We start from the raw sequence: 15435 nt of genomic DNA, 5'->3' as shown, positions 1-15435 counted from the left end.
CGGCCGCGGCGTAGATAGGGCCATGGCGATGGCCCGTACCCTGTTGATGTTGCTCGGCGCGCTCGGCGTCCTGCTGCTCGGCGCGGTGTCACCCTCCATGGCCTCGACCGAGGCCGCGCCGTGTCACGAGATGGCGGGCATGGCGTCCGACCCGCCGGCGTCGGCACCGGAGCGGCCCACGAAGACCATGGGCTGCTGTGTGGCCTGTATTGCCGCGCCGGCCATTGTTCCGCCGGTGCGGAACGATTCCGCTGTCCGCCCGGCCTCGCCCCGGCCCGTCCTGCGTGTGCTGCCGACCGGCCGACGCACCCTGCCCGAGACCGGTCCGCCCCGGGCCTGAGCCTTACAGACAGACTTCGCTGGCGGCTGGTCCGCTTCACCGACCTCTCTTTGCAAGGAGCCCTCGATGGCTGCCCTCTTTCTCGCCGCGCTCAGCGCCGGCGCACTCCTCGTCGACCCCGCCACTGCACCCCAGGACCACAGTGGCCATGCGGGCCACAGCGCCGCGCAACCGGTCGATCACAGCGCCCATACAGCCATGACCAGCCCGCTCGGGCCCTGGCCCCTGTCGCGGGACGCCTCGGGCACCAGCTGGCAGCCGGACACATCGGTGCACGGCGGGCTGCATGGCCGGATCGGTGACTGGTCGACCATGAGCCACGCCCTGCTCAACCTCACCTGGAACCGCCAATCGGGGCCGCGAGGGGACGACAGGACCTTCGTCTCCGGCATGGTGATGGGCGCGGCGCGGCGGGACTTCGCCGACGGCTCGGCCCTGAACCTGCGGGCCATGCTCAGTCCGGATCCGCTGATGGGCAAGGATGGCTATCCCCTGCTGTTGGCGGCCGGAGAGACGGCGGACGGGGTGCATCCCCTGCTCGACCGGCAGCATCCGCACGAGCTGGTGATGGAACTGTCGGCCAGCTACGCCCGGCCGCTGTCGGCGACGGACAGCGTCTTCGCCTATATCGGCCTGCCCGGAGAGCCGGCGTTCGGCCCGCCGGCCTTCATGCACCGGATGAGCGCGATGGACAGCCCCGAAGCGCCGATCACCCATCACTGGCTCGAACTCGACCCACATCGTGTTCGGGGTGGCGACCCTGGGCTGGGTGCGCGGGCCGCTGAAGCTGGAGGCGTCGTCCTTCCGCGGGCGGGAGCCGGATCAGGACCGGTACGACATCGAGCGGCCTGAGCTGGACAGCTGGTCGGTGCGGGGCTCGTGGAACCCCGCGCCCGACTGGTCGCTGCAGGCGTCCTATGCCGATGTGACGGCCCCCGAACAGCTGGAGCCCGACGAGGACGAGACCAAGCTGTCGGCCAGCGCCATCCATACCCGGCGTGTCGGGACCGCGGGCTGGTGGTCATCGACCCTCGCCTGGGGGCGCAAGACCCATGAGGGCGATGAGGCGAAGGACGCCTGGCTGTTCGAGACCGCCTGGAGCCTAAACGACCGCTGGACCCTGTTCGGCCGGGCCGAGCAGATCGAGACGGACGAGCTGGTGGACACGCACGGGGGCGGTCATGGGCCGGTGTTCACGGTCCGGAAGGCCTCGGCCGGCGTGGTCCACGACTGGACACTGGCCCCGAACGTCCGGCTGGGGCTGGGGGCGCTCGTCGCCGTCAACCGGGTCCCGTCAGGCCTGGAGGCCAGCTACGGACGCGACCCCCGGGGGACGATGGTGTTCATGCGGCTGAAGATCGACTGAGGCCCGCCGGCGGCGGGGGCCGGAAGACCGATGGCTGGGGAACTAGGACTCGAACCTAGAATGACGGTACCAAAAACCGGAGTGTTACCATTACACCATTCCCCAGCAGGTCCGGCGTCTCCCGGGGCCTTCGGCTCAGGGAGGCGGTCGAATACGCCAAGGCGGGGGGGGATGCAACACCCGGCTGCCGGACTATTTTCACGTGGTCCAGAACGGCGCTTGCGGCCCCCGAACCCCGTCGCTATAAGCCCCGTCCTCAAGTCGGAGTGTGGCTCAGTCTGGTAGAGCACTGCGTTCGGGACGCAGGGGTCGCAGGTTCGAATCCTGCCACTCCGACCATCTTCTTCGGCGCTGCCCGGGCGCCGGTCTCTCAATCCTTGGCCTGCGCCGCCACGGCACCCAGTCCGCGACCGACGGCCTCGATGGTGCGTTCGCCAAGCGCCCGTCGACGCGCCAGCAGGTCGGGCGAGCCGGCGTCGTAGTCGGCCATGAGGCGGCGGACGAAGGACCCGTCCCGGACCTCACCCAGGACCGCATCCATGGCCGTGCGGGACTCCGCGCCGATGACGCGGGGGCCCGTCAGATAGGCTCCGTATTCGGCGGTGTTGGAGATCCTGGCGAAGGCCCCGGCGATGCCGCGTTCGTACATCAGGTCGGTCACCAGCTTGACCTCGTAGAAGCACTCGAACCAGGCGACCTCGGGCGGATAGCCGGCGTTGACCAGCTTCATGAAGGCCGCGTCGACCAGTTCGCTGACCCCGCCGCACAGGACCACCTGTTCGCCGAACAGGTCGCTTTCGCACTCGGCCGCGAAGGTGGTTTCGAGGATGCCCTTGCGCCCGCAGCCGAGTGCGGCGGCATAGGACAGGCCGAGCGCATGGGCCCCGCCGGTGGCGTCCTGATGCACCCCGAACAGGCAGAAGACCCCCTCCCCGGCCTCGTACAGGTCGCGGATGCGGGGGCCGATGCCCTTGGGCGAATCGAGGATGACGTCGAGGTCGGGACGCGGGGCGACCAGGCCGAACCGCACCGACAGGCCGTGGGCGAAGATCAGGGCCGCCCCGGGCCGGATGTTTGGCTCGATCTCGTTCCGGTACAGGTCGCGATGGGCCTCGTCCGAGACCATGACGGCGACGACGTCGGCCCCGGCGGTGGCCTCGCCGGCCGTCAGGACCGGAAAGCCGTCGGCCCCGGCCTTCGCCCGGGTGGCGGAGCCGGCCTTGAGGCCGACGACGATGTCGGCGACGCCCAAATCGCGCAGGTTCAGGGCATGGGTGCGGCCCTGGCTGCCGTAACCGATGACAGCGACCCGCTTGCCCCGGATGATGGACAGGTCGCAGTCCCGGTCATGGAACACGGGCAGCGGTGCAGCGATTGGATGAGTCATGGATCTGAACATAACGCCTTCCGACGTCGTCGCCTTCTGGAAAGAGGCTGGTCCGAAGCGATGGTTCGCCAAGGACGAGGCCTTTGACGCCGAGTTCCGCCGGCGATTTCACGATGCGCATGTCGCGGCGGCCAGGCGCGAACTGGACAAGTGGGCTTCAACTGCGACGGGGTCGCTGGCGCTGCTGATCCTGCTGGACCAGTTTCCGAGGAACAGCTTTCGGGACACCGGCCACGCCTTTGCCACCGATCCACTGGCGCGGATGTTTGCAAGGCGTGCGCTGGAGGCCGGGCACGACCTGGAGACGGCGGGCGATATCCGCCGGTTCTTCTACCTGCCCTTCCAGCACTCGGAGGACCGGGCGGATCAAGGTCGGGCGCTGGAGCTATTCCAGACGCGGATGGAGCGGGCCCCGGACGACCGCTGGGCCGAACACCACCATGGCGTCATCGCGCGGTTCGGCCGGTTTCCCCATCGGAACGCCGCTCTGGGTCGTGAGACGACGGCGGAGGAGCAGAGGTTTCTGGACGGGGGTGGATTCGACGGGTGAGGCATCGCCGCCGCATAACCACGGTTCCCGGACTTCCGATTGCAACAATCCCCGGCTAACGTCCGGCCTTATCGTTCCGGGGGGATTGAAATCATAACGCGTCCACTGCTCACCGCCTTCGTTTCCGGCCTGGCTGTCGCCGCTGCCTCTTTGCCCGCGCAAGCCCAGAGTGGCAGGACGCGCGCCCAGCAGGCCCAGGACGCCCAGATCGCCGCTATTCCGCGCTGCAGCCGCAGCCTCGGCAGCGTCTCCATCGTGGACGGCCAACCCGACTTTTTCCGCCAGCGTCAGCTGTCCCCGCCCCAAACGCTGCTCCGAGTGGTGATCCAGCGCTCGGGTTGTTTCACCCTCGTGGACCGGGGCGCGGGCATGGACGCCGCCGCGCGCGAGAGGGCGCTGGCTGGTGACGGCATGCTGCAGCAGGGCTCCAACGTCGGCGGCGGCCAGATTCGCGCCGCGGACTATGTGCTGGTGGCCGAGGTCGCCAGCGCCGACGCCAATACAGGAGGTGGCGGTGTCGCCGCCGTCGCAGGCGGTCTGATCGGCGGGACGCTGGGGGGCATCGTGGGCGGCATGAGAAGCCAGAGGATGGAGGCCAACACTGTCCTCAGCCTGACCAATGTCCGGACCTCGGAAGGCATGGCCGTGACCGAGGGCTATGCCTCGCGCAACAATCTCAGCTGGGGTGTCGGCGGTGGCGTCGGTTTCGGCGGTGCGGTCGGGGGCGGCTATGAGAGCACCGAGATCGGCCGGATCGTCGCCCAGTCCTTCATCCAGGCCTATACCGAAATGGTGACCCAGCTGGGCTTGCTGGAAGGGACCAGCGCCGCCGCGGCCGCCCCGGTGCAGAGCTATCTGGTGCAACAGGCGACGACGATGCGGACCACCCCGGGCGGCGAGGTCGTCCGTGCCCTGCCCGAGGGTCTGCGCGTCTATCCCACGGGCCAGCGCGACGGGATGTGGTGGGAGATTCTCGACGACAATGACAACCGCGGCTGGGTCCAGAACGACCGGCTGGCTCCCGGGCGCTGAGCCGGAGCCCCGGACGGTCCACAGCAGTCACACGCGTCGCCCTTCGCGCCGATTGCTTCGCCGATGATTCGGTCGGATCGTGCGGCATGACTGCGCTTCAGCGAATCGATGAGTTTAACGTCCCGGCGGGCGCGCCTGCGGACCACCCGGAGCACCAGTATCTGAACCTGCTGCGCGACATCCTCGACAACGGGGTGCGGCGCGACGACCGGACGGGGACCGGGACGCTGGGGGTGTTCGGCCGCCAGATGCGGTTCGACCTGTCCAAGGGGTTTCCCCTGCTGACCACCAAGAAGCTGCATCTGCGCTCCATCATCGTCGAGCTGCTGTGGTTCCTGCGCGGCGAGACCAACATCGCCTGGCTGAAGGAGAACGGCTGTTCCATCTGGGACGAATGGGCCGATGAGGCCGGCGAGCTGGGGCCCGTCTATGGCAAGCAGTGGCGGTCGTGGGCCGCGCCGAACGGCCAGAGCATCGACCAGATCGCCCGGCTGATCGAGGGGCTGAAGACCAATCCCAACAGCCGGCGCCACATCGTCTCGGCCTGGAACCCCGCCGACATCGAGGACATGGCCCTGCCGCCCTGCCACTGCCTGTTCCAGTTCTTCGTCGCCGACGGAAAGTTGAGCTGCCAGCTATACCAGCGGTCCGCCGACGTGTTTCTGGGGGTGCCGTTCAATATCGCCAGCTATGCGCTGCTGACGATGATGGTGGCAGAGGTAGTGGCGCTGGAGCCCGGCGACTTCGTCCACACCTTCGGCGACGCGCATCTGTATCTGAACCACATCGAGCAGGCGCAGCTGCAGCTGACGCGGGAGCCGCTGGAACTGCCGACGATGACGGTCGCGAAGAGGCGGGATGTGTTTGCGTTCGAGCCGGGGGACTTTGTGCTTTCGGACTATCAGGCCCATCCGCACATCAAGGCACCGGTCGCCATCTGATGCTGTCGTCCGACATCGCTCGACGACTAGCGGAGGAACGGGCCACAGCCGCGCTCGCGTTAGTGGAGGTTGGCTCCTTCTCCAGCGCATATTATCTGGCCGGGTACGCAGTGGAGCTGGGCTTGAAGGCGATCATCGCGAAACAGTTCGTGGCCGATGTGATCCCAGACAAACAGTTCGTTCTAAGCATCTACAGCCACAAACTTGCTGATCTCCTCAAGTTGGCCGGCTTACAGACCGCCCTTACCCAGGCCGCAAATGAGAAGCCCACGCTACAAGAGAACTGGCTCACCGCATCACAGTGGTCGGAGTCGAGCCGGTATGCGATAAGCGATGAGGTCGTTGCGCGCGAGTTTGTGGCCGCTGTCACCGACCCTGCGGAAGGAGTGCTCCAATGGCTCAAGAGCCACTGCTAGAGTCAGACATCATCGCCGGCCGTGAGCTTGTCCAATCGCTTGACCAAGCGGGCATTGGCATCGTCGGCGCGTTCTGGCTTTACATGACCGACGCAGATCAGTGGAAGTTGCTGATCGTGACGCGCGATGCGGCGTCAGGATCCCGGGCCCTGTATCGGAAAGCTATAGAGCTCCATCCTGCACTGGAGTTGACCAAGGTGCAGTTCGTCCCACCGTCGACACCTGTCTTCAAGGCGCTCAGCGGTGCCATGCGGATCACAGGCCTGGGCAACGTGAGACTGACCAACAACATGTTGAATGGCGTCTATGTAGATGACGCGCTCGTCTATCGTCTGGCTGCCTGAAAACAGTGGCGTCAGAACTCCTCTCCCCACCTCGCACTCGTCGTCGCCCGCGCCCGGAATGGCGTCATCGGCAAGGACGGCGACCTGCCCTGGACACTGCGCAGCGACCTGCAGCGATTCAAGACAATCACCCTGGGCAAGCCCTGCATCATGGGACGGGCGACATGGGAGAGCCTGCCGTTGCGGCCGCTGCCGGGGCGGCTGAACCTCGTGCTGTCGCGCGACCTGTCCTATGAGGAGCAGGGCAAGGCCAGGGGGGCGGTGGTGGTCTCCAGCCTGGCCGACGCCATCGACATGGCGCGCGAGACGGCGGAGGACGACGGGATCGACGAGATCTGCGTGATCGGCGGCACGGCCCTGTTCGGGGCCGCCCTGCCTCGCGCGAAACGGCTGTATATCACCGAGGTCGAGGCCGAGCCGGAGGGGGATGCGCATTTCCCGGCCTTTGACGAAGCCGACTGGGTCGAGGTTTCGCGTGAGGCTCATCCGGCAGGTGAAAAGGATGACCACGCGATCGTGTTCCGGATTCTGGATCGAGCCTGAAGCGTTGGCATGCGTCCCGGCCCGAACGGGACGACCGCCGGAAGCTGCCCGGCGGTCGTCCATTGTGATCGCCGACTACGGCGTCACCATATCCATGACGGTTTCACACTCCCATGAGCCGTTGCCGTAGTGGTCGGTGGAGATGAAAACACAGTTCACTCCTCCCTCCGGGATAGGGGGAGGGCTTGAGGCCGGCGGAGGCGGCGGAGGAGGCGGGCAATCGTCCGGATCCAGGGCGGAGGCAGGAACAGCTACGAGGGACAAGGCCGCGATCATTGCGGCCGCAACAGCCTTCTTGAGCATGGTTTTCTCCTAGAGCGGGAAATCCGCAAAAACAGTGGTATGCGGATTTCCTCGGAATGCAACCCGGTCCGACGCCCCGGTTGAACCGGGTTGCCAGCGCGTCGACCGGCTAATGTTGTCGTCCGTGACAGCCTGTTTCGCGAGACGCTGAATGAACGCCATGATGCGGGCGAAAAGGACGACCATCCTTTCGTCTTCCGCATTCTGGAGCGGATCTGATTGTCGGAGAATTCGCCATGCTGACCTCGACCACCAATGACATCTTCGGCCACCGGATCGTGCGCCACATCGGCGTGGTCCGGGGCATCACGGTACGGTCGCGCAACCTGGTCTCCGACGCCATTGGCGGGGTCCAGTCGATGCTGGGCGGCCGGGTCGGGGCCTATGTGAAGCTGGCGGAGATGTCGCGTCAGGAGGCGTTCGAGCATCTGATCGAACAGGCCAGGGCTGCCGGGGGCAATGCGATCCTGGCCATCCGCTATGAGTCCAACGAGATCATGCCGGGCGTGACCGAGGTGCTGGCCTACGGGACGGCGGTGGTGGTGGAAGCGGGGCAGTAGGCAGCAGGCAGTGGGGGCCGAAGCCCGTCGCCGCCACAGCACGAGCGCGACTGCCTAATCCCGACTGCCGACTGCCTTGACCTCAGGCATCGCATCGGTCCCGCACCAGCGGTCCCAGAGGCGGAAATAGAGCCCGAAATTCGTCTTCATATGGGTGTGGTGGCGGCTGTGGTGGGTGGCGGTGATCAGCTGTGAGCCGATCCGGCCGCGCACCCAGCGCTCGGGCCACATCTCCCGGCCGCAGTGGTTCATGACGGCGGTCGCGGTCATGACGGCCAGCATCACGGCCAGCATCCAGAGGTTCAACGGGATCAGGAAGGCCAGCAGCGGCAGGAGCCAGGCGGTCAGGGCCGCCTCGGCCGGATCGAAGGCGAAGCTGGCGAAGGGGCTGGGGTCGCGGGCGCGGTGATGGGCCGCATGCGCCCAGGCGAAGACGCGGCGGTCGTGCAGCAGGCGGTGGGTCCAGTAGTAGTGGGTGTCCTGGATCACCAGCAGCAGGACGAAACTGAGGGGCAGCCACCACAGCGGGTACGCGCCCGGATCGACATAGAGCTTCGTGCCGCCCGCCTTCCACGCCTCCAGCACGACGGCAGCCGGCAGGGCGTAGATCGGCGTCGAAAGGAGCGAGAATTTGATCTCGTGCAGGATCAGTTTGCGCGACGGCCGCTCGCGGTTGAGGCGGCGGCCGAGGCCCGGCTCGCGCCCCCAGGTCGCCCACCACACCGCGCCCGCAACCAGCAGATAGCGGGCCCCGATGATCAGGGTCAGCCACAGGGTGGTCAGGGCGACGGCGGTGAGGGTCATTCGGTCACCCTAGCCAATCCTACCCCCTCGGGGGAGGTGGCGCGACGCCGCTTGGCGTCGTGACGGAGGGGGCTCGCCGCAGACTTTGTGTGCGCGGTTGGCCCCCTCCACCACTTCGTGGTCCCGTCGTCGGATCGCATGTGATCCTTCCTCCACCCCCGATGGGGGAGGAATATCAGTGAAGCACTGCCATATGGCTGCGCTCGAAGGCGGACAGTTCGTCCTGGCGGCCGTCCTTGATCTTGAGCACCCAGTTGGGGTCGGCCAGCAGGGCGCGGCCGACGGCGATGAGGTCGAACTCGTCCCGCTCCATGCGGGCGATCAGTCCGTCCAGCGAGGCGGGTTTGGAGCCCTCGCCTCCGAAGGCGGCGATGAACTCGCCGTCCAGACCGACCGAGCCGACGCTGATGGTGGGCTTTTTCGTGATGACCTTGGCCCAGCCGGCGAAGTTGAGGTCCGAGCCCTGGAACTCCGGCTCCCAGAAGCGGCGTTGCGAGCAGTGGAAGACATCGACGCCGGCGTCGGACAGGGGCAGCAGCCAGTCGGCCATCTCGTCCGGGTTCAGGGCGATCTTCGCGGTGAAGTCCTGCTGTTTCCACTGCGACAGGCGGATGATCAGGGGGATGTCGGGGCCCAGACCCTCGCGCACGGCCTTGACCACCTCGACCCCGAAGCGGGCGCGCTCCCTGATCGTCGGGCCGCCCCAGCGGTCGCCGCGCGCATTCAGGCCGGACCAGTAGAACTGGTCGATCAGATAGCCGTGGGCCGAGTGGATCTCGGCGGCGTCGAAGCCCAGGTCCCGCGCCGCGCGGGCGGAGCGGCCGAAGGCGGCGATGGTGTCGGCGATGTCCTCCTCGGTCATCGGCTCGTATTTCGCCTTGCCGGGGGCGACGAGGCCCGAGGGGCTGTCAACCTGACCCAGGGGCTGCCACTCCGCCCCCTGGCCGCGGGCGGCCCCGACGTGCCAGATCTGGGGCGCGATCAGGCCACCGGCGGCGTGGACCGCGTCCACCACCTTCTGCCATTCCGGCAGGGCCTCGCCATGGAAGACCGGGACGGCGGCGTCATTGCGCGCGGCGGGGCGGTCGACCACCGTGCCCTCGGTGATGATCAGCCCGACCTGGCCCTCGGCGCGGCGACGGTAGTAGGCGGTCACGTCTTCGGTCGGGATGCCGCCGGGGCTGAACGAGCGGGTCATGGGGGCCATGACGATCCGGTTCGGCAGGGTCAGGCCCTTGATCGTGAAGGGGCGGAACAGGGTGTCGACGCTCATGCGGAATCCTCGGGGCGAAGTGGTACCGGCAGGGTGGCGGTTGGCGTTGCGTTTGAAAACCCGCCCAGCCTTCTTTTCTTTCGTCATCCTCCGGCGAGCGCAGAGACCGGGGGACCCAGCGGCGCGCGTGAGCGCGAAACTGTCGCGGACACCGGCGTCGAATATCGTGCCTGAACAGATCGCCTTCGGCGCCTCCCCCGGTCCGATCTCCGATCGGCCGGAGGATGACGATGGGTCCCCCGGTCTGCGCCGCGAAGACGCGGCTTGCCGGAGGATGACGAAAGAAGAGAGGCTACAGGCCCAGCTTCTGGACGAGCGCCGCCGCGATGGCGTCGAAGCGGGCGGCGATGTCGCCGGTGTGCAGCGGCGTGCCCGCATCGCCGGCCTGACGCACGGCGGCGTCCAGCGGCAGGTCGCCGAGGACATCGACGCCCAGACGCCCGGCTTCCGCGGCCGCCCCGCCCTCGCCGAACACCGGGCCGGTCATGTTCTCGATCAGGCCCAGCGTCGGAACGTTGACGCGCTGGAACAGGGTGTGGGCGCGGCGGGCATCGGCGAGGGCCACCTCCTGCGGGGTCGAGACGATGACGGTGCCGTCCAGCGGGGTCTTCTGGATCAGGGTCAGCTGGACGTCGCCGGTGCCGGGCGGCAGGTCGACCACCAGAATGTCCAGCGGCTGGTCCTCCGTGCCCCAGCGGGTCTGGGTCAGCATCTGGGTGATCGCCTGCGACGCCATGGGGCCGCGCCAGATCATGGCGTCCTCCCCCTTGGTCAGCAGGCCGACCGACATGGCCTTCAGCCCGTGGGCGACATGCGGGACCATGGCCCCGTCGACATAGTCGGGCTTGCCGGACAGGCCCAGCATGGTGGGCAGGCTGGGGCCATAGACGTCGGCGTCGAGGATGCCGGTGCTCAGACCGTGCCGGGCGAAGGCGGCGGCGAGGTTGACGGCCACGGTCGACTTGCCGACCCCCCCCTTGCCGCTGGCCACGGCGAGGACGCGGCGGACATGGGCGGGGCGGTCGGTGGGCACGGGGGCCTTCGCCCGGGTCTGTTCGACGGCGGCGGGCGAGAGCGACGCCTTGCGGCCGGCCGGCGCGGTCTCGGCGGTCAGGACGACGGAGACGCGGGCCATGCCGGGCATGGCCTTCAGCGCCGCCTCGGCGGCATCGCGGACCGGGGCGTAGGCGGCCGTCCGGCTGGCGGGGACCTCGATGACGAAGCCCGCGCGATCGGGGGCGACGGTCAGGCCCTGGACCACCCCGGCCTCGACCAGCCCCCGGCCCGTGGCGGGGTCGGGGATGGCGTTCAGGACGGCTTCGACGGCGGCACGATCGATCAAGGGGGCATTCCGGCGGTTGTTGCGGCGGGCGGATGCGCGTTCTATCCGCAGACCCCGTTGCAAGCGAGCCCGACCTGTCCCGTCCCGCCCCCCTGACCCTGATCGCCGGCCCGACCGCCTCGGGCAAGTCGCGGCGCGCGCTGGAGATCGCCGACCGGACGGGCGCGGCCATCGTCAATGCTGACAGCCAGCAGCTGTACGCCGATCTGAGGGTGCTGAGCGCCCGGCCCTCGCCGGAGGAAGAGGCGCGGGCGACCCATTGTCTGTACGGGGTGGTCGATGCGGCCGAGGCCTGGTCGGTGGGGCGCTGGACCCGGGCGGTGATGCCGCTGCTGGAGGGGTTCCGGGCCGAGGGCCGGCCGGTGCTGATCGTGGGCGGCACAGGGCTTTACTTCACCGCCCTGACCCGGGGTCTGGCCGACATCCCCGAGGTACCCTCCGCCGCGCGCGAGGAGGCCCTGGCCCTGTATGACACCGGGGGCGAGGCGGCGTTCCGGCTTCGGCTGATCACCTTCGATCCGCCGGCGGAAGCCGCCATCGCGCCCGGCGACCGCCAGCGTCTGACCCGGGCCTTTGCCGTGGCGCGGGCGACGGGCCGGTCGCTGTCCGACTGGCAGGCCGCGACCCGGCCGTTGCTGGTGGCCGGCAGTTATGAGCGTCTGGTGATCGAGCCCGACCGCCCGTCCCTCTATGCCGCCTGCGACGCCCGGGTGGAGACCATGCTGGCGACCGGGGCGCTGGAGGAGGTCGCGGCCCTGACGGCCCGGGGTCTGGACCCCGCCCTGCCCGCCCTGAAGGCCGTGGGGGTGCGCGAACTGGCGGCGCATCTGGCGGGGGAGATGACCCTGACGGAGGCGACGGCGGCGATGCAGCAGGCCACGCGGAACTACGCCAAGCGGCAGCTGACCTGGTTCCGGAACCAGTGCGGGGACTGGGAACGGACCCGCCCTGAATAGGGCCGGACTCAGTTTTGCGCGGTCGATCCCGGTCCGTGCATCCAGCCTGTGACGGCCAGACGGGGCACCCGGGCCAGGGCATTGACCATTGTTACGGTGTGGTTCTGGGGGACGCGAAATATGTTCAGCGAGTTGAACACGGGCGTATAGCCCTCCGCCACATGGCCGTCGGCGTCGATGAAGGCCAGCACCCCGCCCCACTCCACCTTCCATGACCGCGACAGGTTCAGCACATAGGCATAGAGACGCTCTTCCCCTGCATTGGCGTCGTTGTGGGGAGTCAGATAGTGGCCAGGCATGTAGCGGGTCGCCGAGGCGTCGCATCTGCGGATACGGTCATCGCCAGTGAGGCTGCGGGCAAAGTCCAGAAACCCGGGCCCGTTGATGAAATCGCCGATGGGGATCAATCGGGGGTCCCGCACCCCCGGCCTGGGCCGTACCGTGGCGATGGAATGCATGTCGAACAGGAAGCGGATGTCTGTCTGGCCGGGCGGCGTCACCACCCGCTCCACGCGACACACCCCCTCGGCATCCAGCCCATCCGGATCCAGAACGGCATGCCCGTCACCGGGGTCACCCACGGTCAAGGCCCGCGTCCAGGCGTCAAATCTCCGCAGTCGCTGCTCCAGCGCGACTGCGCCGGCCGGATCCAGGATGCCGGGAATGTGGATCCGGCCAAACTTGCGGAACACGGGACCATAATCGGCCGGACGAAGGGAGGGGTCCAGTTTCAGGATCAAGTCTGCTCCCCTTCCTTCACCCCTCCTTGTCTAGGATCGGTCTCCGCGCGAGGAAAGGGGGTGTGACAGGCTCCCGCGGCCATCGGCATCTGTCCACCCCGTGCCTCGATCGCGGACGCAGCGGTGGCATGGCGAAGGTGGACCTGCCGATCTTCAAGGGGAAGATCATGAAAGACATCCGCATCGCCCGCCTCGTGCTCGCGGGCCTCGCCGGAACCGCCGCCGCCCCATCTGGTGTTTTCGCCGACATGACGGCCGAGGCCGGGAGCGCCGGGCACCGCCTCGAAGCAGGGTGTGTCAAAGGTGTGTCCTGAAATAGCAATTGTCATGCCTGTGTGACAGACTCACCGCCTCGATTGACCGATGACCGACCAAGGTCATCACGCAAAGGAGCTGTCATGTCCCGTCCCCTCCTGCCCCGGCTGGCCGTCCCGATCGTGGTGTTGCTGACCGGCTGCGGCGGCGGATCGTCCGGCGGCTCCGGCGAGGCTCCCGGCCCTGTCACCCCGCCTCCGCCCCCGGCCAGCGGACCGCCGGCCGACTGTCCCGCCGGCCTGTCGAATGCCGGACTGGTCGCCAATGGCACGCTGCGCGCCTGTCAGCTGCCCGCATCCATCACCGGAGACCTGACCCTGTCGGCACGGGCCGGCACCGTCTATGCGATCAGCGGCCTGACCCAGGTCGGCGCGGATGGCGGCGTCGATCCGGCCGTGGCGACGGGACGGGCCTCGCTGACCCTTGAGCCGGGAGTCCGGCTGTACGGTTCGTCGGCGGCCGACCAGCTGATCGTCCATCGCGGCTCGCGCCTGTTCGCCGAAGGCACGACCTCGCAACCCGTCATCTTCACCAGCCGCCAGAACATCGACGGCACGACCACCGAAACCTCACAGGGCCAGTGGGGCGGGATCGTGATTGCCGGGCGTGCGCCCCAGGCCAACTGCAGCGTGACGCCCGTCGTCAGCTGCAGCGGAACGATCGAGGGCACCGCCGTCGCCTATGGCGGCAATACGCCCGAGGACAACTCCGGCCGGCTGCGCCATGTGCAGATCCGCTATGCCGGCGGCGCGACATCGGGCGGGTCCACGGCCGCGGCCCTGGCGCTCGGGGCGGTCGGATCGGGGACCACCATCGACCACGTCCAGGTGCACAACAGCGCGGCGGACGGGATCAGCCTGCCGGGCGGTACCGTCAATCTGCGCTATCTCGTCGTCACCGGGGCCGACGATGACGGGCTGGACATGGACCTGGGCTGGCGCGGCGTGGCCCAGTTCGGCATCGTGACCCAGCGCCCCACGACCGCGGCGGGCCGCAGTTCGGGGCTGGAGTTCTCCTCCGCGCCCGCCACGACGCCGCGCGCCGGGCGGCTCCTGACGGCCCCCGTTCTCGCCAACTTCACGGTCGTCGGACGGGCCTCCACGAGCGACCTGCATACCCTGGTCCATCTGGAGACCGGAGCCGATCCGGCGATCCTCGACGCCGTCTTCACCCGTCCCGCAGGCTCGGCGGCGGCCTGCCTCGATATCGCGGATGACGAGACGTTCGACAGCTATCCCCTGTTCGGCTCGGTCCTGATGTCCTGCCCGGTACCCTATGTGCCGGCCAATGGCCTGCGCAGCGACCGGGTGTTCAACGTGTTCCGGGGCACCAACCGGCCCAACGCCCTCTCCAGTCTGACGGCACCGACGGGAGCGAGCCTGACGAACCAGGGCCTGACCTTCATCAACGGGGCGACCGAAAACGGCGCGACCGCCGCGTCCACCGGCGGGTTGAACCCCTTCCTGCAGCCAACCGGCTATGTGGGCGCGGTGCGGAACGCCGAGGACGGCTGGTACCGGTCCTGGACCTGCGGCCTTCAGGCCGGCGCGCCCTGCTGACGAAGACCGGGTCTGTCAGCCCGGCGGCCCGGGACGAACCGCTTCAAGATAGTGGTTCTCCCCCGCGTCGCAGTGTCGGCCCACCGGATCCAGCCCGGCGACCTCCAGCAAGCGGCGGTACGCCGCCTCGCCGAGCGAACGGGACGGCTGACCGGTCAGGCTGTCGGTCCAGGCACAGGGCTCGGCCGGGGCCGTGAACAAGAAGCGTCCGCCGGGGTTGAGGGCGCGGGCGACGCGGGCGATCAGGGCCCGCTGGTCCGCCTCGGGCAGCAGGAAGATCAGGCCGATGGCGACGGCCCCGTCGAAGGTGCGGTCGAACAGGGCGCTGGTCTCGACCGGCTCGCAGGCCACGGGGACACCGGGATGGCACCGGCGAAAGGCCTCGACCAGCACGGGCGAGGCGTCGATGCCGTACAGCTTAAGCCCCGCCTCGATCAGGGCGGTACCGACCGGCCAGCCGTCGCCGCAGCCCAGATCGAGCACCGCGCCGCCCGGGGGCAGCCGCCCGGCCCAGTCCCGGACGATGTCCACCCCGACATCCCGGCGCGCGGCCATGAAGTCGGTCGCGATGGCGTTCCAGCCTCGGGAAGGGTCTTGGGGCATGGGGGCAGGATAGGACCGGGCGGGGCGGACGGTCGAGACCGTCCGCCCCGCCCCGCCAATG

General features: G+C 68.6%; 18 protein-coding genes, 2 tRNA genes and 1 pseudogene. 14 read left to right on the top strand and 7 right to left on the bottom strand.

Annotated elements, in window-relative coordinates; translation table 11 throughout:
* The first annotated feature begins 22 nt into the window (after positions 1-22).
* The 3 genes from SJY26_RS11650 to SJY26_RS11640 all read left to right on the top strand — a co-directional run bounded on the left by SJY26_RS11650 (position 23) and on the right by SJY26_RS11640 (position 1706).
* Positions 23-340, top strand: a complete 318-nt coding sequence (locus tag SJY26_RS11650; protein ID WP_396593196.1) for a hypothetical protein — start codon at positions 23-25, stop codon at positions 338-340.
* Between the two features lie 66 nt (positions 341-406).
* The gene (locus SJY26_RS11645) at positions 407-1192 is read left to right on the top strand and encodes a hypothetical protein (protein WP_396593195.1); all 786 of its coding nucleotides are present in this window, start codon (positions 407-409) and stop codon (positions 1190-1192) included.
* Positions 1110-1706, top strand: coding sequence for a hypothetical protein (locus SJY26_RS11640; protein WP_396593194.1), 597 nt, complete (start codon positions 1110-1112; stop codon positions 1704-1706). The genes SJY26_RS11645 and SJY26_RS11640 overlap by 83 nt, the downstream gene beginning before the upstream one ends.
* Before the next feature lie 31 nt (positions 1707-1737).
* Here the strand turns inward: SJY26_RS11640 and SJY26_RS11635 are convergent.
* Positions 1738-1811 (bottom strand) — tRNA-Gln (locus SJY26_RS11635).
* Positions 1812-1968: 157 nt separating this feature from the next.
* Here SJY26_RS11635 and SJY26_RS11630 point away from each other — a divergent pair.
* Positions 1969-2045 (top strand) — tRNA-Pro (locus tag SJY26_RS11630).
* Between the two features lie 31 nt (positions 2046-2076).
* On the opposite strand, the gene ilvC is transcribed toward SJY26_RS11630, so the two are convergent.
* Entirely contained in the window at positions 2077-3069 is a 993-nt protein-coding gene (ilvC, locus tag SJY26_RS11625) for a ketol-acid reductoisomerase (RefSeq protein ID WP_396595753.1), read from the bottom strand.
* 22 nt (positions 3070-3091) lie between these two features.
* On the opposite strand from ilvC, the gene SJY26_RS11620 reads away from it, so the two are divergent.
* The 7 genes and pseudogenes from SJY26_RS11620 (at position 3092) to SJY26_RS11590 (ending at position 7782) form a co-directional block, all read left to right on the top strand.
* Positions 3092-3643, top strand: a complete 552-nt coding sequence (locus tag SJY26_RS11620; protein WP_396593193.1) for a DUF924 family protein — start codon at positions 3092-3094, stop codon at positions 3641-3643.
* A gap of 150 nt (positions 3644-3793) precedes the next feature.
* On the top strand, positions 3794-4675 hold the full coding sequence (locus SJY26_RS11615; protein WP_396593192.1) for a CsgG/HfaB family protein: 882 nt from the start codon (positions 3794-3796) through the stop codon (positions 4673-4675).
* 86 nt (positions 4676-4761) lie between these two features.
* On the top strand, positions 4762-5616 hold the full coding sequence (locus tag SJY26_RS11610) for a thymidylate synthase (RefSeq protein ID WP_396593191.1): 855 nt from the start codon (positions 4762-4764) through the stop codon (positions 5614-5616).
* The gene (locus SJY26_RS11605; RefSeq protein ID WP_396593190.1) at positions 5616-6032 is read left to right on the top strand and encodes a hypothetical protein; all 417 of its coding nucleotides are present in this window, start codon (positions 5616-5618) and stop codon (positions 6030-6032) included. The genes SJY26_RS11610 and SJY26_RS11605 overlap by 1 nt, the downstream gene beginning before the upstream one ends.
* On the top strand, positions 6011-6376 hold the full coding sequence (locus SJY26_RS11600; RefSeq protein WP_396593189.1) for a hypothetical protein: 366 nt from the start codon (positions 6011-6013) through the stop codon (positions 6374-6376). Before SJY26_RS11605 ends, SJY26_RS11600 begins: the two co-directional genes overlap by 22 nt.
* A gap of 24 nt (positions 6377-6400) precedes the next feature.
* Positions 6401-6919 (top strand): annotated as a pseudogene (locus tag SJY26_RS11595) (dihydrofolate reductase); the annotation flags it as partial.
* A gap of 539 nt (positions 6920-7458) precedes the next feature.
* On the top strand, positions 7459-7782 hold the full coding sequence (locus tag SJY26_RS11590; RefSeq protein ID WP_396593188.1) for a YbjQ family protein: 324 nt from the start codon (positions 7459-7461) through the stop codon (positions 7780-7782).
* Positions 7783-7836: 54 nt separating this feature from the next.
* Here SJY26_RS11590 and SJY26_RS11585 read toward each other — a convergent pair whose 3' ends face one another.
* The 3 genes from SJY26_RS11585 to SJY26_RS11575 all read right to left on the bottom strand — a co-directional run bounded on the left by SJY26_RS11585 (position 7837) and on the right by SJY26_RS11575 (position 11201).
* Entirely contained in the window at positions 7837-8586 is a 750-nt protein-coding gene (locus SJY26_RS11585; RefSeq protein ID WP_396593187.1) for a sterol desaturase family protein, read from the bottom strand.
* A gap of 175 nt (positions 8587-8761) precedes the next feature.
* Entirely contained in the window at positions 8762-9859 is a 1098-nt protein-coding gene (locus SJY26_RS11580) for an NADH:flavin oxidoreductase (RefSeq protein ID WP_396593186.1), read from the bottom strand.
* 292 nt (positions 9860-10151) lie between these two features.
* The gene (locus tag SJY26_RS11575; RefSeq protein WP_396593185.1) at positions 10152-11201 is read right to left on the bottom strand and encodes an Mrp/NBP35 family ATP-binding protein; all 1050 of its coding nucleotides are present in this window, start codon (positions 11199-11201) and stop codon (positions 10152-10154) included.
* 32 nt (positions 11202-11233) lie between these two features.
* Between SJY26_RS11575 and miaA the strand changes: the two genes are divergently transcribed.
* Positions 11234-12157 (top strand): tRNA (adenosine(37)-N6)-dimethylallyltransferase MiaA, encoded by a 924-nt coding sequence (gene miaA / locus SJY26_RS11570; protein WP_396593184.1) that lies wholly within the window; start codon positions 11234-11236, stop codon positions 12155-12157.
* 8 nt (positions 12158-12165) lie between these two features.
* On the opposite strand, the gene SJY26_RS11565 is transcribed toward miaA, so the two are convergent.
* A complete protein-coding gene (locus tag SJY26_RS11565; protein ID WP_396593183.1) occupies positions 12166-12897 on the bottom strand; it encodes a 2OG-Fe(II) oxygenase in 732 nt (243 codons plus the stop codon).
* A gap of 128 nt (positions 12898-13025) precedes the next feature.
* On the opposite strand from SJY26_RS11565, the gene SJY26_RS11560 reads away from it, so the two are divergent.
* Entirely contained in the window at positions 13026-13211 is a 186-nt protein-coding gene (locus SJY26_RS11560; protein WP_396593182.1) for a hypothetical protein, read from the top strand.
* Between the two features lie 84 nt (positions 13212-13295).
* Positions 13296-14771 carry a hypothetical protein gene (locus SJY26_RS11555; RefSeq protein WP_396593181.1) on the top strand — a complete coding sequence of 492 codons (1476 nt, stop codon included), beginning with the start codon at positions 13296-13298 and terminating at the stop codon, positions 14769-14771.
* Between the two features lie 15 nt (positions 14772-14786).
* Here SJY26_RS11555 and SJY26_RS11550 read toward each other — a convergent pair whose 3' ends face one another.
* On the bottom strand, positions 14787-15374 hold the full coding sequence (locus tag SJY26_RS11550; RefSeq protein WP_396593180.1) for a class I SAM-dependent methyltransferase: 588 nt from the start codon (positions 15372-15374) through the stop codon (positions 14787-14789).
* Positions 15375-15435: the final 61 nt, after the last annotated feature.

Source organism: Brevundimonas sp. R86498, from assembly GCF_044598075.1.
GTDB lineage: Bacteria > Pseudomonadota > Alphaproteobacteria > Caulobacterales > Caulobacteraceae > Brevundimonas.
Note: the sequence above shows the minus strand (reverse complement) of the source record. Positions and strands in the feature narration are given on the sequence as shown.

Bases quoted from the DNA above. Each gene is read 5' to 3' on its own strand.
- SJY26_RS11560 (WP_396593182.1), top strand. From the start codon at position 13,026: ATGGCGAAGGTGGACCTGCCGATCTTCAAGGGGAAGATCATGAAAGAC.
- SJY26_RS11620 (WP_396593193.1), top strand. From the start codon at position 3,092: ATGGATCTGAACATAACGCCTTCCGACGTCGTCGCCTTCTGGAAAGAG.
- SJY26_RS11550 (WP_396593180.1), bottom strand. From the start codon at position 15,374: ATGCCCCAAGACCCTTCCCGAGGCTGGAACGCCATCGCGACCGACTTC.
- SJY26_RS11590 (WP_396593188.1), top strand. From the start codon at position 7,459: ATGCTGACCTCGACCACCAATGACATCTTCGGCCACCGGATCGTGCGC.
- SJY26_RS11555 (WP_396593181.1), top strand. From the start codon at position 13,296: ATGTCCCGTCCCCTCCTGCCCCGGCTGGCCGTCCCGATCGTGGTGTTG.
- SJY26_RS11605 (WP_396593190.1), top strand. From the start codon at position 5,616: ATGCTGTCGTCCGACATCGCTCGACGACTAGCGGAGGAACGGGCCACA.
- SJY26_RS11580 (WP_396593186.1), bottom strand. From the start codon at position 9,859: ATGAGCGTCGACACCCTGTTCCGCCCCTTCACGATCAAGGGCCTGACC.
- SJY26_RS11600 (WP_396593189.1), top strand. From the start codon at position 6,011: ATGGCTCAAGAGCCACTGCTAGAGTCAGACATCATCGCCGGCCGTGAG.
- SJY26_RS11585 (WP_396593187.1), bottom strand. From the start codon at position 8,586: ATGACCCTCACCGCCGTCGCCCTGACCACCCTGTGGCTGACCCTGATC.
- SJY26_RS11645 (WP_396593195.1), top strand. From the start codon at position 407: ATGGCTGCCCTCTTTCTCGCCGCGCTCAGCGCCGGCGCACTCCTCGTC.
- SJY26_RS11610 (WP_396593191.1), top strand. From the start codon at position 4,762: ATGACTGCGCTTCAGCGAATCGATGAGTTTAACGTCCCGGCGGGCGCG.
- SJY26_RS11650 (WP_396593196.1), top strand. From the start codon at position 23: ATGGCGATGGCCCGTACCCTGTTGATGTTGCTCGGCGCGCTCGGCGTC.
- miaA (WP_396593184.1), top strand. From the start codon at position 11,234: ATGCGCGTTCTATCCGCAGACCCCGTTGCAAGCGAGCCCGACCTGTCC.